Source organism: Pseudoalteromonas sp. '520P1 No. 423' (genome assembly GCF_001269985.1).
Classification (GTDB): domain Bacteria; phylum Pseudomonadota; class Gammaproteobacteria; order Enterobacterales; family Alteromonadaceae; genus Pseudoalteromonas.
The window spans coordinates 136708-160184 of sequence record NZ_BBZB01000002.1; the positions used below are offsets into that span (position 1 = coordinate 136708).

The following is a 23477-nucleotide window of genomic DNA, read 5'->3' on the forward strand; positions in this document are numbered from 1 at the left end:
GGAGTTTATATTTATGATTATTCTTGTTGGTGGTGAAAAAGGGGGTAGTGGTAAAAGCTGCTTAGCACAAAACATAGGTGTTTACCTTGCAAAGCATAAAAAAGCATCTGTTTTAATGATAGATTGTGATCCACAAAGAACGACTTCAGATTGGATCCAAGCAAGGAATAATAATCCTGATTTGCCGCTTATTAATTGTGTTCAACTATATGGTAAAATAAGAAATGATTTGATCAGTTTAGAGAATAACTATGATTACTTGCTTGTAGATTGTGGTGGTCAAGATAATTTAGCTTTACGTGCTGCAATGTCGGTAGCTGATCATGTATTAATTCCTCTTAGACCCAAACGTCGTGATTTAAAAACAGTGCCGCATATGGAAGACATTTTATCTACCTGTAAAATGGTTAATCCAAAAATGAACGCCTCTTTTGTTATGACCCAATGCCCTTCTTTACCAAATCAAGCATCAAGAATTCTTGAGGCCAAAGAAGTCTGTGAAACATTTGGTATTAATGTCTTGGAATGTATTACTTATAGTAGAAATATATATGATGACAGTGAAGAAAATGGAGAATCTGTATTAGAAAACGATCCTAATGGCAAAGCGGCGTTAGAAATTATTGCTATTGCAGAAGAGATGCTTTCAAAACAGCCCGGAGACTCCCATGAGTTTAGCTGATTTAAAACGAAAAGCAGAAGCAAAAAAAAGGAAGAAAATTGATATAGACGATTTTATCGAAGATGCTACGTCTTATGCTAAAGGAAAGTCTATTTTAGTTCCTAGCCTAGATGAGAACACTCCTGTTAATAAAAAAAGGCAAAGAAACTTTAAAAATGCAACTTTTACGCTCTCTCCCGCCAATATAGATCAACTCAATGATCTGGCCGAGCATTCCGGTTTTGCAAAATCTCGTATTTTAAGGTTGTTAATTGAAGAGCTTGCCAATGGTGAAAATAATGATTTAAATCAGCTATTAGAAACGTTAGAAAACAAAAATAAAAAGTAGAAGGAATTATGATAGACATTACTCACATAATGCCTATTGATTTATTATGTTAAATTGCGTATCTAGATTGAATATAGTCAAACATTGCACGCACACCAAACGCTTCGCCGCCTATTGGGCGCCCTGGCAATTTTCTATTATTCCAAGCCATAACATCAAAATGTATCCAAGGTGTTTGAGGCTCAACAAACTCTTGTAAATATAATGCAGCTGTAATAGCCCCGCCAAAACCAGAGACAGCACAGTTTGATAAATCAGCAACATCACTTTTGAGCATATCTTTATAAGGTGCATATAAAGGTAACTGCCATACATGATCATCTACATTTTTTCCTGATTGTATTAAACCTGCCGCCACAGCATCATTATTTGTGAAAAAACCTGGTAACTCTGTACCTAAAGCAACACGACACGCACCCGTTAATGTGGCAAAATCAACCAATAAATCAGGGCTATCATTTTGTGCTTCACACAGTGCGTCACATAACACTAATCGTCCTTCAGCATCTGTATTATCTATTTCAACTGTGATCCCTTTTCGTGTTTTGATCACATCTCCGGGTCTAAATGCGTTATTTGATACCGCATTTTCAACTGCTGGAACTAAAACTCTTAGTCTAACGGGTAAATTAAATGCCATTATTAAGTGAGCTAAGCCAATAACATGGGCTGCTCCGCCCATATCTTTTTTCATGTTACGCATACCTGCACCAGGTTTTAAATCTAACCCTCCAGAGTCAAAACAAACACCCTTACCAACCAAAGTAACTTTAGGAGCGTTCTCGTTACCCCATGACAGATCAATTAATCTAGGTTTATGCTCGCTTGCCCTACCAACCATATGAATTGTTGGATAGTTTTGTTCTAGTAATTCATCTCCAACCCATTGACTGAACTCTCCATTAAACGAATCAGCTAAATCTTGCATTGTTTCAGCTAAATGCTGTGGCATCATATCGATAGCAGGTGTATTAACGAGATCTCGTACCAATATTATGCTTTGAACTAAATCTTGATATTTCTTTAATTCTTGTTGGCATTCAACGATAAGTTTTGCCTTGGGTTGAGTATTTGTTTTATATGAATCAAATTGATAAGCACCCAGTGCCCAACCAAATGCAACTAGCTCTCTATGCTGTGCATCACCCTGGAAAATATACTCTCCTTTAGGAAGTAAAGAAGCAAGATCACCACATTGCCAATAAGAAGTGATATCTTCTACAAAATAGACAGCTTGAAATACTTTACCAGTTTTATCATCTGGTAATAAGGTCAATCCATGGCCGTTAAAACTTGTTGATTCTAACCATGCTTTAATAAAATCTGACTGTTGCGTTTTCCATGATTCAAACTCTGTATTTGTCAAAATAAATAATGGTGTTCCTTTATTTCCCAAAGAATATAGATTTTTCATAATAGCTCATAAAAATAAGATAAGTTGCTTTAATCATAGCAATTTTATTGCTTTAAAGGTATGTGTTTAGAGGTGTTTGAAATCTTGGTGTTTTTTGTTTTTGAACAATGAAATGAAATGAAGTGGAAATAGCTCCAGATTTTTCTAACTCAACTATTATGCGATCATGGTTTAGTCTTTTTTGTGACCGGGGCGTTAAAAGAACTAGGCAGAACATCAACACCAACCACTTTACCAAGTTTTACGATTACCGGGATAGTTAGCGGAGCAAAAGGTAAAACTGCAAACACGCCAAGCCCTAAGCCTTTTAGTACATCAAAAAATTGCTGATTCGCAATTTTTAATTCTTCGGGACTAGCTTGTTTTTTCGTATAACGCTTATAAATAACAATCATTTCTTTTGTCTCAAGCGTTTCTTGCGCTAAAGCAACTTTTAGTTGCAGCATAGTGCGTCGTAATTTTAAACGACTGCGTTTATGACTGATTTTTATGACTCTAATCGGTGCTTTATGAAGGTAAACATATAATTTCATCATCTAATTGTCACACACAATCAGCTTAAGTGCCAAATTAAACTGTTAATTATCGATTGAAACACATCAGTATGATAAAATTAAAGTACATTACGGACAAAAAAATTATTCAAATGCAAAATCACCATACTAAAAAACCACAAAGGCCAGCTGATGATGATTGTTGTGGCGGCGGAAGTTGTTGCCCTTGTGTATGGGATGCATATCATGAAGCATACTCACAATGGCAGGCTGCGCAAAATGAAAAACAAGAAAATGAGCCTCTATCACTATAGTCAAAGTTAAATTATTACCCTTGTATTCACTCTATTCTGCTTTTTTTTCAAATAAATATCTGTGTTAGAGGCAAAATCCTCAATTCCCGCCTAATATTAATAAACTAAATGTTTAAGCTAAATCATTAAGGTATTAGCCAAAGTTGTAACCATTGATTGAGCCAGACATTTATACATATAAATATTAAAAATATCCGGGGAGAAATAATGAAGACTCAATATACAATTCTTAATACTGCCGTTAAGATGGGATTAACACTTACTGCAGGTTTATTTTATTCAAGCTCAGCATATAGTGCTGACGGTGACGAAGTTGTCGCTGAAAAAAACATTGAAAAAATTGCTGTGGTTGGTTCTCGTTCTGCACCACGTTCTATTTCTGATTCACCTGTACCGATTGATATCATTGGTGGTGACGAATTAGGTAAAAATGGCTCTAGTGATATGCTTGAAATGTTAGTCGGAGCTGTTCCATCCTTTAATGTAAGGGCACAACCTATCAGTGATGCCGCAACGCTTATTCGACCAGTAAACCTCAGAGGATTATCATCCGATAGTACCTTAGTACTTTTAAATGGCAAGAGAAGACATAGAGCCTCTGTAATCGCATTCCAAGGTGGCGGTGTCAATGACGGTGCTCAAGGACCTGATATTTCAGTAATTCCTAGTATAGCCCTCAAACAAGTTGAAGTTTTACGTGATGGTGCTGCTGCACAATATGGCTCGGATGCAATCGCAGGTGTAATGAACTTTGTCCTAAAAGACTCTTCAGAAGGTGGATCTCTGTCAGTTAAAACAGGTGAATATTTTGAAGGAGATGGCAATCAAGTCATCGTAGATGGTAATATTGGTTTGCCATTTACAGATAATGGCTTTGCCAATTTAAGTTTCCAATTCAAAGAAGCTGATCCGACAAGCAGAAGTGTTCAACGTCCAGATGCCCAAGGTATTTTCGAAGCAGGTAATTCAGCTGTCATTAGTCCTGCTCAAATATGGGGTAGCCCAGAGATAGAAGATGATGTGACTTTTTTTGCAAATGTCGGCTTTGATGTTGGTAATGACAAAGAATTTTACATGTTCGGTAATTATTCAGAGCGTGATGTAACGGGTGGCTTTTATTATCGTAATCCTCATAACAGAGGTAATGTTTTCTCAATTGATGACGGAGAAACGTTACTCGTTGGTGCAGTAAATGGCGTACAATCAAGTTGTGCGACTGTGCCTGCAAACGTGCCAAATGTATTATCAACATCTGCCTATGCACAAATGGTCGCAGATCCCAATTGTTTTTCAATGAACCAAATAATGCCGGGTGGTTATACGCCAGCTTTTGGCGGTAACATTACTGATACATCACTAGCTGTTGGTACTAAAGGAGAGATCTCTTCGGGTTTTTTTGAGGAGTGGTATTATGATGTAAGTGGTACGGTCGGGCGAAACGAATCAGCATTTAACTTAAAAAATACACTCAATCCTTCAATGGGTCTTGAAACTCCAACTGAATTCGACACAGGCAAATACATACAATTAGAAAAAGGATTTAATCTAGATGTTGTCAAAGGCATTGAACTAGGTTTGGATGAACCTGTCAATGTTGCATTTGGTTTAGAATGGCGAGAAGAAAGCTTTGAAATCGTATCCGGAGAAGAAGCTTCTTGGAAGGCTGGCCCTTATGCAGATCAGGGCTTTAATATTGGCTCTCATGGATTTAAGGGTTTTGGCCCAGAAGCGCAAGGTATTAATACAAGAAGAAGTTTTGCATCTTATGTAGACTTAGAAGCTTACTTAACAGAAGATTTTTTACTTGGTACAGCAATTAGATACGAAGATTTTACCTCTTTTGGCTCAACAACTAATTATAAAATCACAGCTCAATACTCTGTCACAGAAGATTTATCTTTGAGAGCATCTCATAGCACTGGGTTTAGAGCACCGACCGTTGGACAAGCAAATGTAGTCAATACACAAACATCTATGGTAGAAGGTGAATTAATTCAAACATTCTTAGCGCCGCCGACGGCTCCGTTATCTGCATTTTACGGTGGTAAAGAATTAGATCCTGAAGAATCAGTCAGTTACGCAGCAGGTATTGTACTAACACTTGGTGAAGTATTTTTAACTGCTGATTATTATAGTATCGAAGTCACTGATAGAATTGCGCAATCGAGTCAGATTGATGTGAAAGCTTCTGATTATGAAGCATTAGAAGCCTTAGGGGTTAGCAATCCGGAGTTAATCTCTAAAGTGTCTTATTTTGCCAATGATTTTGATACCACAACACAAGGCATCGATTTAGTTGCAAACTATGCAGCTGATTTACTGGGTGGTAGTACAAAATTCAGCTTAGCGTACAACTGGAATGAAACCTCAGTAGATGAATTTAATCCAAACACTGTGAACTCGGGTAAAGTACGTCGCTTAGAAGAAGGTATGCCAGATCATCGCGGTACATTTACCATAGCACAAGATTGGGATACTTTCAGTTCCTTTATTAGACTAAATTATTTTGGTGAATATTTTGCGGTGCATGCTGATGATGCAGGTGCTGGTGGCTGGAACCAAATGGCTGACTCTGCATTTACGCTCGATGCTGAAGTTAGCTATTATATGAGTGATCAATTTACCATCTCCGTTGGAGGTAATAATATCTTAGATCAAGAGGCACAAAAATTACCCACCAGTTCTTATGGTGTGTTGGGTGCACAATACTACGAAAGTGGTCCATTTGATTATAATGGTGGCTTTTACTACGCAAAATTAACTTATAACTTTTAAGCATAACTAAAAAATTATGAGCCGAATATTTACTTTTCGGCTCATATTACATCTCTTTAAATAATTTAAACTTCACTGTCACAATATTTAACCGCACTAAATATCATAAGAAAATTTAATTTAATTCATAAAATATTAAAATGATATATAAGCTTTTAAAATCAGTACCTTAACCTGTTAAAACATCCTATTTTATAAAATATATGAATAAATCCTCAAATATAATAGAGGAAAGTTACTTTCTACCTGTCAGATATATTGCAGTTTAGTTACATTTTACAAACATTAAATAAATGATTGATAAACATGTAAATAAAATGTATTGATAAATAAGGGTCTCTAATACCTAATTTACTCTCACAAAAAATGTATAAAAATAAAATATATCTGGGGATATACAATGAAAAAAAATTACAATACGCTACATAAAGCCGTTAAATTAGCGCTTACAAGTACAGCTACTGCTGGTTTATTATTATCACAATCTGTTTATGCTGTTGATGATTTACAAACTGATAAAGCTGAAAAAAACATTGAAAAAATAGCGGTTGTTGGTACACGTGGTGCACCGAGATCAATTGATGATTCTCCAGTACCAGTTGATGTTATAGGCGTAGATGAAATCAGTAAATCTGGTAATACAGATATGCTTGAAGTTTTAAAAAGTACAGTACCTGCCTTTTCAGTTCAAACAAATCCAATCAGTGACGCAGCTTCATTTATCCGCCCAGCTAACTTACGTGGCTTACCTGCAGATAGCACACTCATTTTGGTAAATGGTAAACGTCGTCATCGTTCGTCTGTTATTGCATTACAAGGCGCTGGTATTAATGATGGCGCACATGGTGCGGATATCTCAGTGATCCCAAGTATTGCATTAAAACAAGTTGAAATTTTACGTGATGGTGCTGCGGCTCAATATGGTTCAGATGCTATCGCAGGTGTAATCAACTTTGTACTTAATGATAGTGATGAAGGTGGTTCAATTACAGCGCGTACTGGTGAGTATTATGAAGGGGATGGTCAATCAGTTGAGATTTCAGGAAACCTTGGTTTACCTTTAACAGATGATGGTTTTGCAAACTTAAGCTTTCAATATAAAAATGCTGATGCGACAGATCGCAGTGTACAACGTCCAGATGCTCAAGCTATGATTAATGCAGGTAATTCATTTGTTTCAACTCCAGCACAAGTTTGGGGCTCTCCTAAAATAAAAGATGATTTAACAATTTTCCTTAATGCAGGCATAGAAATCAATAATGATACTCAAGCATATGCTTTTGGTAACTACTCTGATCGTGAAGTAACTGGTGGTTACTACTTTAGAAACCCTCAAAGCCGAGGCGGTGTATTTAGTTATACGAATGATAATGGAACACCTGATTTAGATAATGATGATTTTCCTGCTTTGCTAGTTGGAGATTTGACTGGTGATATGTCAGGAAACTGTCCAGTTGTAAGTTTAAAAGATGTAGATAATGTACTCACTGATCCAGCTTATCTAGCAATGGCTGCTAACGAAGATTGTTTTAGCTTTAATGAAATGTTCCCTGGTGGTTTTACACCTCAGTTCACAGGTAAAATTAGTGATAGCTCATTTGTTGCGGGTGTTAAAGGTAAATTTAATGAAATAGATTACGATATCAGTTTATCTACAGGTAAAAATGAATCAGGCTATTGGTTACGTGATACGGTAAATGCCTCATTAGGTCCTGCAACACCAACTGATTTTTATACGGGTTCACATATTCAACGTGAAACCGCTTTAAATATTGATTTAGTAAAAGAGCTAGAGGTTAATTCTATTGAGTCTCTAGTAGTTGCCGGCGGTTTTGAATATCGTGATGAAAGCTTTGAAGTAATTGCAGGACAAGCTGAATCTTATGCACAAGGTGATTTATATACACAAGGGTTCAGTGTAGGTTCAAACGGCTTCCCGGGTTTTAAACCAGAAGCTGCAGGAAAATCATCTCGTACAAACAGTGCTTTATATATTGATGTTGAAGCTCAATACACTGAAGACTTTATGATGGCCTATGCTGTTCGTTATGAAGATTATGATAGTTTTGGTACTGATACAAACTACAAAGTTGCGGCACAATACAGTATTACTGATGATTTTTCTTTAAGAAGTTCATTAAGTACAGGCTTTAGAGCGCCAACTGTAGGACAAGAAAATTACCGTAATGTTCAGACTGCATTAGATGGTGGCGTACTTATTGATTCAGCACTAATCCCATCAAATGACCCAATTGCTGTTGCATTAGGTGCAAAAGAGTTAACACCTGAACAATCTGAAAGTTTTGCACTTGGTGCAGTTTGGAATGTAGCTGACTTCCATTTCACTGTTGATTTATATAAAATTGATGTAACTGACCGTATCTCACAATCAGATAAATTTGCTGTTGATCCAAATGATGCAAGTAAAGGTAAAGTAAGTTTCTTTACAAATGATTTTGATACTCAAACATCTGGCTTAGACTTTGTTGCAGGTTACCGCACTCAGATGTTAGGTGGTGATGCTAGCTTTAACTTAGCGTACAACTATAATAAAACGGAAGTAACAAACAAAGGTTCAGTAACAACTGATTTTAAAGTGTCTCGTATTGAAAATGATATTCCAAAACATAAAGGTACATTAGCCTGGACACAATCTTGGGATAGCGTATCTATGCTAGCACGTGCTAACTACTTTGGTGAGTTCCAAGGTGTACACGCCGATTGGGATGCTACAGCAAATACTGTAAGCTCAGCTGTGACAGTTGATTTAGATGTTACCTATTTTGCAAGTGAAAATTTAAGTATTAGCTTAGGTGCACAAAACTTATTTGATGAATATCCTGATGAAGTTTCAGATTTTGTATCAGATGGTGAAATTTTACCGGGGAACTTACTAGGTGCACAATACTATGAAACATCTCCATTTGGTTTTAATGGTGGTTCATACTACTTAAGAGCAACATATAACTTTTAATGATTAACATAAAATGAAGTGAAATCTAAAAGGCCTAATCTTGTGATTAGGCCTTTTTATTTAATTCGAAAATTATTTATATATTTTAAACCAAAATAAAACATCTTGAAATTGATCATCATGTGCATTTGGATGAGTTAACATATCTATATGATCATAGTTATGCTTATGACCATATTTTTTACCATACAAATTCATTTTTTGGATACCTTTCCCTGATTCATCCATAAATTTTTGAATATCTATAGTTTGCGCTAAAGCCTTATCTTTAACAGCTGCAATATGAAGTATTGGTGGTAAAATTGAATCTTCAGCCGCAAGACCGTAATCAAAATTATCTTGGGGGTCTATCCAAGGTGCTATTTTAGCCCAGGCAACGCTGTGCATTAAAGATTTTTGAGTTTCATCATCAGAGCCCCACTTTAGCTTTTTAGCGGGTAAGAAGCCTTTTCTTTTGACTATTTTGGGAGCTAAAAAATACCACAATAAATTTGCTTTAAATAACTTTTGCGGGTGTTTGTTATATAAAGATCTTTTTGAACCAAAATATGCTAGTGCTTTAACCTTTGGGATCATTTCAGGATGTCTGACTAAATAGCTATTCATTAACACCCCACCCCATGAATGCGCTACCCAGTATTCCGGTTCTGCTCCGGTGAGTTCTTTAATTGAGTTGATAAAAGCCGGTATGTCTTCAAGTATGGCCTCAGTTTGACCATATTGAGATTGTGCGCTGATATTTGGTTTACTTTGTCCTCTGCCTCTCAAGTCTGCAACAAAGCAGTTAAAGCCATGTTTAGCTAAAAATGGTGCAAATCCTTTATTTTTCTCAGTATAAAAAATTTTACCGTTTTCAACTGCACCATGTAAAAGTAATACGGCAGGCCCTGCATTACCCCCTTGATAAATATGCCTTAAATGAAGAACTTGATTTTCTTCAATGGGTATTAAAATAGATTTTTGTTTAACACAATTCATATGGGCATCACTTTTAGAATTAGTCAGACATCGTACCAGTGAAGGTCTATAAAATCAAAGAAATGAACAAAGTCCACATTTGCTATATCTAGTGTTTAATTAAGTTTATAATATGTCATAAATTATCTTTAAGCCGTGAAATTGCCATTAATGAAACAACCTAAGCTACATCCTAGAAACCAACATATTAATGGATATGATTTTGATTTTTTGATCAAAGCGTCACCAGAATTACAGCCCTTTGTGATCACATCAGCAAGAAATGAACAAACGATTGATTTCAGTGATAGTCAGTCAGTAAAGCAACTCAATAAAGCATTATTAAAAGGGTATTATCAGGTGGATTTTTGGGATATACCTGATACTTATTTATGCCCACCAGTCCCTGGTAGGGTTGATTATATGCATTACTTAGCTGATTTACTTGCTAAAGACAACGAGAATTTAATCCCAACAGGTAAAAAAATAAAATTGTTAGATATTGGCACAGGCGCAAATGTAATATATCCCCTTGTTGGCAATAGTAGTTATCAATGGCATTTTACCGGTAGCGATGTTGATCCTATATCAGTAAAAATTGCAAAACAAATAGCACAATTTAATAATCAAAAATTTTATATTAGATTTCAAAAAAATCAATCAAATATATTTACAAATGTGATTCAACCTAAGGATTTCTTTGACATAACACTTTGCAACCCACCGTTCCATAGTTCCATTGAAGAAGCTAATAAGGGCTCAGAACGTAAATGGAAAAACTTAAATAAGAAATCAAATAAATCTGTAAAAGACAAAAACAACTTAAATTTTGGTGGCCAAAAAGCTGAGTTATGGTATCCAGGCGGTGAGTTACAATTTATTAAAAATATGATTGCTGAGAGCACTGAATTTCAAGAGCAATGCTTATGGTTTACGTGTTTAGTATCAAAGAAAGAAAATCTAGCAGCAATATATAAAGAGTTAGAATTACATAAGATCACAGAAGTTAAAACCATAGATATGGCGCAAGGACAAAAAATAAGTCGATTCATAGCATGGTCATTTTATAATAATGATCAGAGACAAGAATGGGCGAAATCCCGATGGAAAAATTGATAAAATAACGAGTCTAAATTAAAAAAAGCGCTTGAATAAATCGAGGCGCTTTTTTGTTTCTGTAATTAAGATAACAGAATTATTATAGAGTAAATGATTAAATAACCACATACTCTATATTGAAGTTAGTTAGCGATTACTTCTTGCATCTTTAAGAAGATCAGCCACTAAGAAGCCTAGCTCAAGTACTTGATCTGCATTAAGACGTGGATCACATTGTGTTTTATATCTTTGTGCTAAGTCATGCTCAGATAAACCATAAGCGCCACCTGTACATTCAGTGACATGTTGACCTGTCATCTCTAAGTGAATACCACCTGGGTAAGAGCCTTCAGCATTATGAACTGCGAAGAATTGGCTTATTTCACGTAATATATTATTAAAACTACGTGTTTTATATCCGTTGCTGGCTTTTTCTGTGTTGCCATGCATAGGATCAGAAGTCCAAACTACTTTACGGCCTTCTTGCTCAACACGGCGAACAAGTGCTGGAAGTTTATCAGCAAGCACATCAGCGCCCATACGTGTGATCAATGTTAAACGTCCTGGAATATTATCAGGATTAACAGCATCAATTAAACGAATTAAAGCGTCAGGGTCCATTCCTGGACCAACTTTTACACCAATTGGATTTTTGATACCACGGAAGAATTCAATATGTGCATGATCTAATTGTCTTGTTCTTTCACCTATCCATACAAAGTGAGCTGAACAGTCATACCAATCACCAGTTAAGTGATCTCTACGAGTCAATGCTTCTTCGTACCCTAATAAAAGCGCTTCATGCGAAGTATATAGACTGGTTTCTTTAATGCTAGGCGCATTGCTTGCATTTATCCCACATACTTCCATAAACTCTAATGCTTCTTGGATCTTCGCAGCAAGAATTTGGTATTTTTCTTTAAGTGGATTGGCAGCGACAAAGCTCATGTTCCAGCGGTTAACTTGATGTAAATCAGCTAATCCACCTTGTGCAAATGCACGTAATAAGTTTAGTGTGGCAGCACTTTGATGATATGCAGTTAAAAGGCGTTTAGGATCCGGTACGCGTGCTTCTGCTGTAAAATCGATACCGTTAACAATATCACCACGATAAGATGGTAAATCGACACCGTTGATTGTTTCTAAGTCTGCAGAGCGTGGTTTAGCATATTGGCCAGCCATACGTGCAATTTTTACTACAGGACATTTACCGCCGTATGTTAAAACAACAGCCATTTGTAATAATGTTTTAAAAGTATCACGAATCCCTGCAGCATTAAATTCTGAAAAAGACTCAGCACAATCGCCGCCTTGTAATAAAAAGGCTTTACCTTCACATACATCAGCTAGTTGCTTATAGAGGCTTCTAGTTTCTTCTGCAAAAACTAAAGGTGGTGCACTATTTATTTGACTTTCAATACTCGCTAATTCTGCAAGGTCTGGGTATTGCGGTTGTTGCACAATTGGGGATTCTCTCCAACTGTTAGGACTCCAAGATTTCACTGTTATTTCCTCATTCCGTATAACAATATTTAAACTTTATACATATTTTTATGTATACAATGAATCTACCTATCTTGTAGTAAATTTCAAGATGAAATTTGCTTAAATCCCGATTATTTGCAAGATACCTTCATTTGTCTCAACTAATGAGTGCTTTGGTAGTTTAAAAACATCAAGTAAAGTTGTTATTTCAATATCGCGACTATCTTTTAATACGCTATGTATCCGACCATTATTTATAATTATACAAGGTTGACCTAAATTTAAGGCTAAGTTCAATTCATGGTGACTTATGATGATAGCTATTTTTTGTCCTAAACTTGCTAGAAACTGATTAAGCCATAATTTATGTGCGACATCTAAGCCGGTAAAAGGTTCATCTAATAATAGACACGCAGCAGGGTTATCTTGAACTTCACAATGTAATAAGACCCGTGCTAAATGGGCTCTTTGCGATTCCCCACCTGATAATCCGGTAATGACACGATCTAATAGCGGTTCTAAATCTAATCCTTTTATAATTAGGCTGTTTTGACATAAACTTTCTATATCTTGATCAGTTAACGATAATGTAATCGTAAGCATGGCTCTAACAGTTAATGAAAAATGCGCTGATTGCTTCTGCAGTAAGTAAGCTCTAACTTTACTTAAATGCTTTAAGTTTAATGGGGTTGCTTCCACATCATTTATAAATATTTCACCACTGTCAGCTGAAATTAGACCACTTAACAAGTTTAGGAAACTGGTTTTTCCGGCTCCGTTAGGGCCCAATAAATGATGTACACCTGGGCTGATTGTTAATTTAATATTAGATAATTTAAATTTTTTACTCACGCAGTAATTTACATTGGAAACAGTAATCATTACAAACCTTGGTTTTTAAAATGCTTAAACAGAATTAATAAGAAAAATGGTCCGCCAATTGTTGCTGTAACCAAGCCTAAGGGTAGCTGTAAAGACATGGTAGTTCTAGAAATCCATTCGATGATAATCATGCAAGTCCCACCATTGATAATTAACATAGGTAATACTAGTTTATTATCGTGTCCAAACTTCATCCTTGTTGCGTGAGGTACTAATAAACCAATAAAAGCAATTACACCACCAAGGGCAACTGCGCATGCAGCCAAAGCACTTGCTACAACCAACATATATTTTCTAAGCTTATTGACTTTGACACCATATAAACTTGCGTTTTGATCTCCTAAATATAATAAGTTTAAATCACTACTTTTATATACGGCTACTACACTACATGCAATCGCTATCACACTGATAAATATGATTTGTGCATAGGTTACATGTTCAAAACTGCCTAGCATCCAAAGATTAAATGTGCGTAGTTGTTCATTTTCGGAATAAAAGATTAACCAACTTGTAAGTGCCGATATGAGCGTTGTAAGACTAATTCCACTTAAAATAAGTGCTGCACTAGAGTATTGGCCAAGCACTTTTGCTAACTTTAAAATGATAGTAACAGCAATTAATGCACCTAAACTAGAGCATGAAACCAAAAAGAACACATCATACTTTATGTTTAAGTATCCAAACAGGACAGCTCCAGTAATAATAAATAGAGATGATAAACTCGAGACTCCTAACAACCCTGGCTCAGCTAGCGGGTTAGATAATAGTATTTGGAATAAATGCCCGCTTAGCGCTAAACATGCGCCAACTAAAACAGCAGTTAAAATCTTAGGTAATCGTAATTCATAGACAATAACGCTTTCAATTTGAGATAAATCAAAAGGACTTATGTTTGTTGATGCAAGACCACCAAAATACAAAGCAACTATAGAAGCTAGTATTAGTGAGCAGATAGCGAATGTTATACGTTGAACATTAACAGTCATGTACTGTTCCATTTATCTGATTGCTATTTATAGATGATAACCCTATGAAATGTTTTATATATCTTGCAAAGGTACGATATATATAATAATAGTTGTGTATGTTTTGCAATATAATGCCCTATTTTAACAATAATAAATTTTCGATAGTTTACAGACATTCGTATTCTAAATCTAAAAGAAGATCTTACACCCCACATAAAGAACACATCATACCTAATAGTTAGAAATACAATGCGTAGCGGCAAAGTATAAGTAAAGAAGAATTTGTCATAAGAAACTGCTAATATGAATAATAAATTTTTAACTGTTTGATATATTGATGAATATTAAGTTTGAAATACGAAGTCAGTTCGATAATATCGAAAATCTGATTGATCAATTAATAATAGAGCTAAAACAACAAGAATTAATATATTGTAGCTATTATCAATTACCTGAAGTATCTCCAGATACCGAATCCCAATTCAATGAAGAAATTTCAGTAACAGCTTTAAATTCTGAACAGGCATTTAAAAAGTGTTGCGATTCATTTAAAGATTTATATAAACGCACAGAGCTTAGTGGTCGAGTCTTAAAAAGACATCCAGGAATAATTGCGATAAAATCTGAACAACCCGATTTAATTATTCAAAGAATTAAACAAATTAATCAAGCTAAACATAAACTTAAAAATATAATTATTAATTGTGGTAACAATGATGCTCGATTTGAAATAGTACATAGTGCGGTACCAAATTTAATAACGCTGTGTGCTTACAGAAATATTCATTATGAAACGCAATCTCCCTACTCGATTAGGTTTACATGGATGAACAAACATTCTATAAAACTTTTATCAAAATCAGAGGCCTTAACTTTATTAGATAATTCTGAAATATTTGGTAGCACAAACAAGATTTCTAGCCAAAGCTGGCATTCAATTATTCAAAAAGAAAAATTGAATGTATTAAGTTTAAAAGATGATGAGAAATTAAGAATAAGAAGACCAACACGTGTCAGTCCTCAAGTTAATATCAGGTATGATGCTAAAAATAGATATCACGTAAGTGCAGCTCTGCCTTTTATTATTATAAATCCAGATAGCGAAGTTAAATTCGGAGTCTTAAAAGATTATATAAAAAAAGATAATCACCCAAGAAAAAAACAAAACCATTACCTGATTGAGAGATTGTACTTAGAAAAAAGCTCATAAAAATTTAGCCAGAAGAATATCTGGCTATTTATAAAATATTTATTCAACAAATTGATCGATTTTATCTTCGTCAATAGTCAGTGTCGGTTCAACAATTCTTTTTCCACCTTGAATTTCAATTCTTTTATTTTGTTTATTTAAAGTCAAGATCTCTTCACAAAATTCATTAGTTGGATGCAGCTCATATGTATAGTCGATAATTTTTCCAGTCTTATCATCTTTCACATTAGAAATACTATAATCAGAAATTGCACCGTTTGTGATTAAGTCTTTCATTGTTGTAGTCATATCACGGCGTAATGCTTTAAGTTTATTTTCACTAATATCATCAGTTGAATAAATTGAGCCATATTTTTCCATAATAGATAATAATCTAAAATGATGGGTTTTTCCTGGTGCAGCATATCGCCATAAGTGATAAAGCCTTAACATCATCCAGCGAGACAAACCTCGTTTTTGTTCTTGCGCTCGATTAAAGTAATATCCTTTATATTCTAAGTTATCAATCATGTTATGAACAAAAGCATTCAAACATGCAACACACTTTATATTACCGCCTTGTCCTTTTTTGCCGCTAAAATGTAACGAAGACAAGAAATTCATATTTGATTCATAAAATGAATCATCAACATCCGAATTCTTAGTATCATTTGCAGAATATTTAAAAGAGAGCTTTGAACCTTGTAAGGCTTCTAAAGCTTCTTTTATTTGAGGAAAGGGCATTGATTGTCCCACAGATTTCAACTCTTGGGCCAATTCGTTCATAGAAAATACAACAGCATATTGTATTCCTGATTTAAAGTTAATTTTTACAATCTTACCTTTCGAAGCCAGTCTAATTAATGCGCGTTCTACTTTTTCTTCTCTATCTGATGGCCACACTAAAAACTCAACATCTTCTCCGTTTTGACGTGTACTCACAACAGCTGGTGTAATTTTTATTTCTCCAGTGTATTGAATACCATCAACTTTTTCAGATATTTTACGTGTAATTATGGTTCTTTTTGGCGCTTCTTCTAAAGGCAGCTTTTTATGACCTGATCTTACAAATCGACCCCATAAATCATAGTGGTTAAAAGTATTAGAATACGAACGCAAATCTTGGTAGATGGTATTATCAACTGAAACCCGTACATCTTTATTATCAGTAAACAAAGCAAGACTTTCATTATCTCTTGCGCTTTCAACTCCCTGAATTTGACCTCTTAGAGAATCTGGTAGATTTTCTACAGAGATGTTTACCTTTGGTTTCATGATTTTTACCATTATTTTTATTAGACAGTTAATAACAACATATATTCAGTAAAATGTTAATCTTTTAAGTTAGTATAAAACTGATCTTAGCAAAGTTTTTTTTTGCAGATCATTTTTTTACTAACCTAGTGTAGTTTATTCATTCACAGATCACATTTTTACTAAGGTAAGCTTACAAAGCAATTTTTTACTAACTCAAATAATGTTCATATGACACTAATTGCTTTTTTTTCATACTTAACAGCATAATTTGTGAATAGAATGCGTAATTACTTAGTAAAAAATTGATCTAAGAAAGATTTTATAAAGAACTTGTTGATAAGATCATTCCTAATTAGTAAAGATCTGATCTCCACCTGGTCAAGATCAGATCTTTACTTACAAAAGGAAGCTATATTTTTTATTTTAGTGGATAAAAAGTTAAAAATAATTAGTAAAATATTGATCTCTATACTTTTACTGTTAATAACTCTTTGGATAAACTGTGATTAAATAGGATATTTAATTAGCAGTTAGTATTTTATTGATCTACGAGTTATTAAAGAACTGATCTTTACCAAGTTAAAATCTGATCTGTTAATTTCATTAAAATTCATTTAAAACAACTAGTTAAATATAACATCTCATTTCTTATCCTTTAATACCTATATATTTAACCAAATTTAATCTTATATATTATTCTTTAGTTAAATTTTAACTAATAAATGTTTTTCTTTTTGATGAATGTCTATCAATAAAAGAGTTTACTTCAATTAAGGGTGACATTATAATAGCTGCTCACCAGTAAGGATATTATAATGACAATAAGTAAAAGTGCGCTAGATACCTATAAATTGCTCAAAGCAACAGCCACAGTTGCAGAAGACTCATTAGAAGGGCGTATTCAACACTACCGAGCTCATCTAAAAACGGAAGAAAAAGAGCTTAGGACTTACACTCAAAAAGCCGCAGCTGATTTATTAGGTTGTAATAATCGTACTTTAAAAAGACGTCACGACCAAGGAGACTTCAGTGACCTTGATATACGTCGTGGTGCAAATGGTCACTATGCTTATACATTATCTAATATTCATGAAATGGCTGAAATTCTCGGCATTGAAGCTCAAAATAGAAAGCCTAACGATAAACTTCAAGTAATTATCGTTAATTCGTTAAAAGGTGGCTGTGGTAAAACAACTAGTCTTGTAAATATCGCTGCTGCTTTAGCTACGACAAATATTAAACGTTACAGAATTGGTATTATTGATTTAGATCCACAAGGTTCATCATCTAGTTTCTTTCCACCCACAGAGCCAGATCCAATTACTGTAGGAGATTTAATGCGTGATTGTATAGAATTTGAAGAAAATGAAAGCCAAAAAGATGTGATTTCTAGTGCATTTTTACCTACTCATATTCCTAATATTCGTGTTTTACCGTCAGGTATGGACGATTTCTATTTTGAACATGAAACTGCAACACAATTAAATGAAAATCATACTTATTCTGAAAATCGTCACTATCACAAGTTATTAGAAAAAGTGATTCAGCCAGTAGAAGACGAATTTGATATCATTTTAGTAGATACAGCCCCTTCTCTTAACTTTATGTTTTACAATGCTTTAATGGCCTCAACAGCCATGTTAATTCCTGTACACCCAGAAGCAGTTGATTTTGACGCTAATAATAAATTCTTAAAACGTCTTGCAGAAATCTATCATACAGTTGCTGCTTTGGGGCACGAAGGGTGGGACTTTATGCAATTTGTTGTGACTAATTATGTTAAAGGAAATCATTCTCAGCGAGATATTGTAAAAGATATTAGAAGCGCTTTTGGTAGACAAGTGATGAGTTATCCAATCAACCATAGCTCAGCAATTACAGCCAGTTCTTCATCTTTTAATACTATTTTCGATCAAAAAACATCTGATAGTTTAGCAAGTCGTGAATCTTTAATAAAATCACAAGAAAATATTAAAGATGTTGTAGATGAATTAGAGATGTTAATCAGATCAAATTGGGCATCAACACAATGCCAATTGGAAAGTGCGTAGAAAGGTATAAATAATGGCTAAAAAACGTAAAAATGATACAAGAATAGACCCTTTTGCTTCAGCTGTAGAAGCTAGTAGTTTAGATCAATTACTTGAAAACGCAGCTGTTGGTGATGAGATCACCATGCCAGCTCCTTCGGATCCAAGCCGTATAATTCGTCTTAGTTGTAAGATCATCACATCTGACAAAATAGAATCTTCAACACGTGTTTATGGAAAAAATAGACGAGAGCAGTCTTTATTATCTAAAGCTTCTGTAGCAGATATACTACCTGCAATCAGCTCTGATGGTAGAAATCAACACCCAGCACTTAGCTGGAGTAAAGACGGTATTGAGCATGTACTATCAGGCTCTCGCCGACGTAAAGCCTGTTTATTAAGTAATGCAGATTATATCGTTTTAACATCTGCTGACTTCACAGATGAAGATGCTAAAATTTTAGCTGTTTCATCGGATCAATATATTGCGCCTAGCTTATGGGAGCTTGGTAAAGCATATGACGAAACGCGTAGTGATCTTATAAGCCAAGGTAAAAAAGGTTCTTACAGAGAAATAGCAGCTATTGAAGGGGTTTCACATACAGCTATAGCTGACTCTCTAAAAGCTTTTACAAAAATCCCTAGTGATGTACTTGCTTTATACCCTACAGCAAACCACGTTGGCCGTGAAATCGCCAAAAAACTGATGCTGGCAATAGATTTAGATGCAGATGGCTTTTTATCACGAGTTAATTATTTAAAAGTAAATTTAAATGCCTTTATTTTAGATACTGATGATAAAACTTCGTCAGCTATAACGAAGCAATTAACTGAAGTTAAAGCTGAAACTAAAATAAAACGTGAATCTTTAGATTTTAATAACAAATATATCAATGCTCATCGCAACGCTAAAACCGGTGATCTCGTGATTAAAATAGATAATAACGTTATGACAGACAAAAGGTTTGAGCAATTATCTAAATTATTAACACATTTTAATTAGTAAAATACTGATCTAAAGTGTTTTCAACCTTAGTATAAATCTGATCTATTTCTTTATTAATGAGTTCTAGATCATTTTTTTACTAAGTTTAAATAGCTGTTTTCCCCCTTTATTTCCTATTTAATTGCTTCTAAGTCCCTTTACAACCTGTGTTAGTAAAAATTTGTTCTGTTATTTTGTTGGCTTGTTTAATTCTTGTGGGTAACCTGTTGAAAAGTTGTTTTTAGTGTGTTGTTAACTTTTGGTGTAAACCCCCTTTACATTATTGTTTATTTTCTTTTTATACTTAGTAAAATATTGATCTGAATTTTTTTTTTGATTTTGATAAATTTAATGCTTTAGCTTAGATCTTATAAGCTCTATACTGGAGCAATCTTTGATTTTTTACTGGTTGCAGATGTCCAAAGGCTTAACTAAAACAGATCTAATTGCTTTATTTGATGAAATAAAAAAAGAGCAAGAAGTCGCTTTTCCAATTACAGAAGGGTTCTTAAAAAGATACTTTAAACCAGCTGTATTTGAAAAGGCTAAACAATGCTTAACAAAAGATCTTGTTAATTGGGTTGAAAGTGATGATAAGTTTACTCAGGTCAGTGCTGAAGTTTACAGTGAGTCAGGTGATATTTTTCATCAACATATTCAAATCAAAAAATCTCACGCTGATTTATCTATTTCAGGGTTATGTTCATGTAAGATTGGTAAGAAATGCCATCATATAGGTGCTGCGCTATTAAAATTAAAAACCCAACATTCGGGTCTCTTTGGAAAGCACTATTTATTACATGATTGGTTTAATCAGCTCGAACAGTTAAAAAAACAACGTCAGACTACCAAAAAAGACGTTATATTATTTGTAATCGAAAAACATGATAATGGTTTAGTGCTTGTACCAAAACAATCGTCGCCAATTTCCAATGGTCGATATTCACAAGGTAGACCACTTACAAAACAGCAACTAAACAGTTTAGTGACTCCTGAGCATATAAACGAAAGTGATTTTCGATTATTAAGTTGGATCCGCTCTCAAAATTCTTTTGGTCAACTTGTATTAGAAAACCGATGGGGCGTAATGGCTTTAGTGCAAATGGTTGCTACCGGACGGTGTTTTTGGCAAGACTCTAGACAAGCAATAAGGTTATCGGCACAAAGGCCGCTCGATATATCTTGGCGAGAAACTGATACGATTCATGAGCTAAACCTCAGTCTACCTCAGTGTGATAAATGGCAAGTGTTTAATACGACACCTCCTTATTATATAGATATAAACAACTTTGAAATAGGTGAACTTGAAACATCTTTAACAGCTGCTGAAGTATCTCATTTATTTACAATTCCGCCTGTAGCGGATGAAATGTTTGATCACGTTAATCAGCAATTTAAACGTATTTTTGGTTCTGCTTTAATTCAAAAGTCTGAATCTAAAGCTTTAACCAGTGAAGATGTTGTACCGCGTTTGTCTCTTGTTAAACATGAAGATCGTAGTTTGTTTCATCTTCAGTTTGCATATGGCAAAAAAATACATGAATTAAACCTAGATGAGCAGCAAGATGCACAAATAAAAACTGCATTTGAAGATACTTGTTTAAACCGTTTACAAAATTGTGGGTTAATTTTAAGCAAAGGGCCTGTTGAAAAAGCATGTTATCTTACTTTTAATGCTTCAGATGAATCTTCTCCACAGCATCACTGGTTTGTAAATGAAGTATGTAAGCAGCTATCAGATGAATCTTGGGTGATAAATACGAAAGCGTACACAGATCCTGATATTATTTTAACGCCGCTTATTTTAGCTATGACACGAAGCCGAATTAATAAACTTTCTGTTGCTCCTTATTTTGATATTTCAGATAAAACGGTATATTTAAGTGATTTACTGACTTCTGCAGCCCTGTGTAATAACAAATCTCATTTATTTAACTATTATAAATATCAAGATACTTGGTTAGCGGTTCATAAACCTGACATAAATTGTATTTTTGATTTATTAGCACAATTTTATGCTAATAAAACTGTGCCTAAACGATTAAGTTTACCGCTATCATACGCCTCTTCTTTTTCTGATTTTGACGATAGTCAGATAGATTGTGCTGATAAGGCTTTATTAGAGCTTATTACACAAGTTTCTAATCCTGATTTTCATGATTCTCTTGTGATACCTAAAGGTTTAAATGCCACCTTAAGAGACTATCAAAAGCAAGCTGTAAATTGGCTACAGTTTTTAAGAAAACATCAACTCGGTGGTATCTTAGCTGATGACATGGGACTAGGTAAAACACTGCAAACAATTGCTTTTTTGTTATCTCAAAAAGAAACAACAGGATTAAAATCGCCAGCTTTAATTATTTGCCCTACTAGTTTAGTTTCAAACTGGGTGAAAGAAATTAATCGATTTGCTCCTGATTTAAACGTATTGGTAAGTCATGGCGCTAGCCGTAAAAATATATTCAATCAAATTAGCAGTGCAGATTGTGTAATTACGACCTACCCATTGATCACTCGTGATAATACGGTTTATGAAGAATTACATTTTAGCCATGTGATATTAGATGAAGCGCAAACGATAAAAAATAACCAAGCTAAAATCTCTCGCGCTGTAAAAGCGTTAAGTAGTGATTTTAATTTGTGTTTAACCGGTACTCCTGTTGAAAATAACTTAAAAGAACTTAAATCATTACTCGATTTTGCTATGCCAGGGCTTATTGGTTCCATGGCGCAGTTTAAAACCTATTATCAAGTACCTATTGAAAAAGAGCATAACGAGCATAGAGCTGAACAATTAAAAAACTTAGTGCTGCCATTTGTTTTACGTCGAACAAAAGAGCAAGTATTAACTGAGTTACCTGCTAAAACTGAACTTGTTCGTATGATTGAGTTAGCACCAAAACAACAAATGGTATACCAAGGCATTCGTGCCAATATGGAACAGAAAATCAAAGAGCTATTTAAAGAGCAAGGCGCTGATAAAAGCCGTTTTGCATTCCTTGAAGCGCTACTTAGATTACGCCAAGCATGTTGTGATCCTAGATTAGTTAATGGCGCAGAAGACCTAGAGCAGCAAGATTTACTGCCTAATACAAGTAATACAGCTGACAGTGCTAAATTAACTTGGTTATGTGAAAACATACCTTTAATGTTAGCGAAAGGACGTAAGATTATTATATTCAGTCAGTTTACAAGTATGCTATCAATTATTGAGCAAGAGCTGGTTGAGTTGAATGTTAAATACAGTATTCTAACAGGAAAGACTAAAGATAGAGACGAAGTTGTAAACAGCTTTCAAAATGGTGATAACCCTATTTTCTTAATTAGTTTAAAAGCAGGTGGTACAGGGCTTAATTTAACTAAAGCGGATACGGTGATTCATTACGACCCATGGTGGAATCCAGCTGTTGAAAGACAAGCTACCGACAGAGCACATAGAATTGGTCAGTTAAAACCTGTGTTTGTTTATAAGTTAATTTGTCAAAATTCGATAGAAGAGCGAGTTTTCCAAATGCAGCAAGATAAAGCGGAATTAGCTGATAGTTTCTTTGATGCCAAAGGCGGGAAATTTAATACTCAAACTGAAGACCAAATGTTGAATTTATTATCTGAAAATAATTAAATTCATTTTATTTCAATTTA

At 34.5% G+C, this 23477-nt stretch carries 17 protein-coding genes; 10 read left to right on the top strand and 7 right to left on the bottom strand.

The genetic code is table 11. The features are described from left to right. The first annotated feature begins 13 nt into the window (after positions 1-13). A complete protein-coding gene (locus PSA_RS19265) occupies positions 14-682 on the top strand; it encodes an AAA family ATPase (RefSeq protein ID WP_042145672.1) in 669 nt (222 codons plus the stop codon). Then, positions 669-1010: a hypothetical protein gene (locus tag PSA_RS19270; protein ID WP_042145675.1), complete on the top strand. Its 342-nt coding sequence runs from the start codon at positions 669-671 to the stop codon at positions 1008-1010. Before PSA_RS19265 ends, PSA_RS19270 begins: the two co-directional genes overlap by 14 nt. A 49-nt stretch (positions 1011-1059) precedes the next feature. On the opposite strand, the gene PSA_RS19275 is transcribed toward PSA_RS19270, so the two are convergent. Together PSA_RS19275 and PSA_RS19280 are read right to left on the bottom strand one after the other, a co-directional pair. Further along, on the bottom strand, positions 1060-2424 hold the full coding sequence (locus tag PSA_RS19275; protein ID WP_042145677.1) for a M17 family metallopeptidase: 1365 nt from the start codon (positions 2422-2424) through the stop codon (positions 1060-1062). A 164-nt stretch (positions 2425-2588) separates the two neighbouring features. Beyond that, positions 2589-2957, bottom strand: coding sequence for a hypothetical protein (locus PSA_RS19280; protein WP_042145679.1), 369 nt, complete (start codon positions 2955-2957; stop codon positions 2589-2591). A 113-nt stretch (positions 2958-3070) separates the two neighbouring features. Between PSA_RS19280 and PSA_RS24790 the strand changes: the two genes are divergently transcribed. The 3 genes from PSA_RS24790 (at position 3071) to PSA_RS19290 (ending at position 8981) form a co-directional block, all read left to right on the top strand. Further along, entirely contained in the window at positions 3071-3232 is a 162-nt protein-coding gene (locus PSA_RS24790) for an oxidoreductase-like domain-containing protein (RefSeq protein ID WP_082305830.1), read from the top strand. 207 nt (positions 3233-3439) lie between these two features. Then, positions 3440-6007 carry a TonB-dependent siderophore receptor gene (locus tag PSA_RS19285; RefSeq protein WP_042145685.1) on the top strand — a complete coding sequence of 856 codons (2568 nt, stop codon included), beginning with the start codon at positions 3440-3442 and terminating at the stop codon, positions 6005-6007. Positions 6008-6407: 400 nt separating this feature from the next. After that, on the top strand, positions 6408-8981 hold the full coding sequence (locus PSA_RS19290; RefSeq protein ID WP_042145688.1) for a TonB-dependent siderophore receptor: 2574 nt from the start codon (positions 6408-6410) through the stop codon (positions 8979-8981). Between the two features lie 72 nt (positions 8982-9053). Here PSA_RS19290 and PSA_RS19295 read toward each other — a convergent pair whose 3' ends face one another. Continuing rightward, on the bottom strand, positions 9054-9959 hold the full coding sequence (locus PSA_RS19295) for an alpha/beta fold hydrolase (RefSeq protein WP_042145691.1): 906 nt from the start codon (positions 9957-9959) through the stop codon (positions 9054-9056). 150 nt (positions 9960-10109) lie between these two features. Here PSA_RS19295 and rlmF point away from each other — a divergent pair, with 150 nt between their 5' ends. Continuing rightward, the gene (gene rlmF / locus PSA_RS19300; RefSeq protein WP_042145693.1) at positions 10110-11054 is read left to right on the top strand and encodes a 23S rRNA (adenine(1618)-N(6))-methyltransferase RlmF; all 945 of its coding nucleotides are present in this window, start codon (positions 10110-10112) and stop codon (positions 11052-11054) included. 129 nt (positions 11055-11183) lie between these two features. Here the strand turns inward: rlmF and PSA_RS19305 are convergent, their stop codons facing one another. From PSA_RS19305 to PSA_RS19315, 3 genes are all read right to left on the bottom strand, one after another. Beyond that, positions 11184-12539 carry a class II 3-deoxy-7-phosphoheptulonate synthase gene (locus PSA_RS19305; protein WP_193216511.1) on the bottom strand — a complete coding sequence of 452 codons (1356 nt, stop codon included), beginning with the start codon at positions 12537-12539 and terminating at the stop codon, positions 11184-11186. A 102-nt stretch (positions 12540-12641) separates the two neighbouring features. Beyond that, the gene (locus PSA_RS19310) at positions 12642-13403 is read right to left on the bottom strand and encodes an ABC transporter ATP-binding protein (RefSeq protein WP_042145698.1); all 762 of its coding nucleotides are present in this window, start codon (positions 13401-13403) and stop codon (positions 12642-12644) included. Continuing rightward, positions 13403-14392, bottom strand: a complete 990-nt coding sequence (locus PSA_RS19315; RefSeq protein ID WP_082305831.1) for an iron ABC transporter permease — start codon at positions 14390-14392, stop codon at positions 13403-13405. The genes PSA_RS19310 and PSA_RS19315 overlap by 1 nt, the downstream gene beginning before the upstream one ends. 319 nt (positions 14393-14711) lie before the next feature. Here PSA_RS19315 and PSA_RS19320 point away from each other — a divergent pair, with 319 nt between their 5' ends. Beyond that, a complete protein-coding gene (locus tag PSA_RS19320) occupies positions 14712-15584 on the top strand; it encodes a DNA replication terminus site-binding protein (protein WP_042145700.1) in 873 nt (290 codons plus the stop codon). A 39-nt stretch (positions 15585-15623) separates the two neighbouring features. Here the strand turns inward: PSA_RS19320 and PSA_RS19325 are convergent, their stop codons facing one another. After that, positions 15624-16838 (bottom strand): hypothetical protein, encoded by a 1215-nt coding sequence (locus tag PSA_RS19325; RefSeq protein ID WP_042145702.1) that lies wholly within the window; start codon positions 16836-16838, stop codon positions 15624-15626. A gap of 797 nt (positions 16839-17635) precedes the next feature. Between PSA_RS19325 and PSA_RS19330 the strand changes: the two genes are divergently transcribed. The 3 genes from PSA_RS19330 to PSA_RS19340 all read left to right on the top strand — a co-directional run bounded on the left by PSA_RS19330 (position 17636) and on the right by PSA_RS19340 (position 23457). Beyond that, entirely contained in the window at positions 17636-18871 is a 1236-nt protein-coding gene (locus PSA_RS19330; protein ID WP_042145704.1) for an AAA family ATPase, read from the top strand. Between the two features lie 13 nt (positions 18872-18884). Continuing rightward, the gene (locus PSA_RS19335; protein ID WP_042145707.1) at positions 18885-19853 is read left to right on the top strand and encodes a transcriptional regulator; all 969 of its coding nucleotides are present in this window, start codon (positions 18885-18887) and stop codon (positions 19851-19853) included. A 397-nt stretch (positions 19854-20250) separates the two neighbouring features. Further along, positions 20251-23457, top strand: coding sequence for a DEAD/DEAH box helicase (locus PSA_RS19340; protein ID WP_042145710.1), 3207 nt, complete (start codon positions 20251-20253; stop codon positions 23455-23457). The last annotated feature ends 20 nt before the right edge of the window (positions 23458-23477 follow it).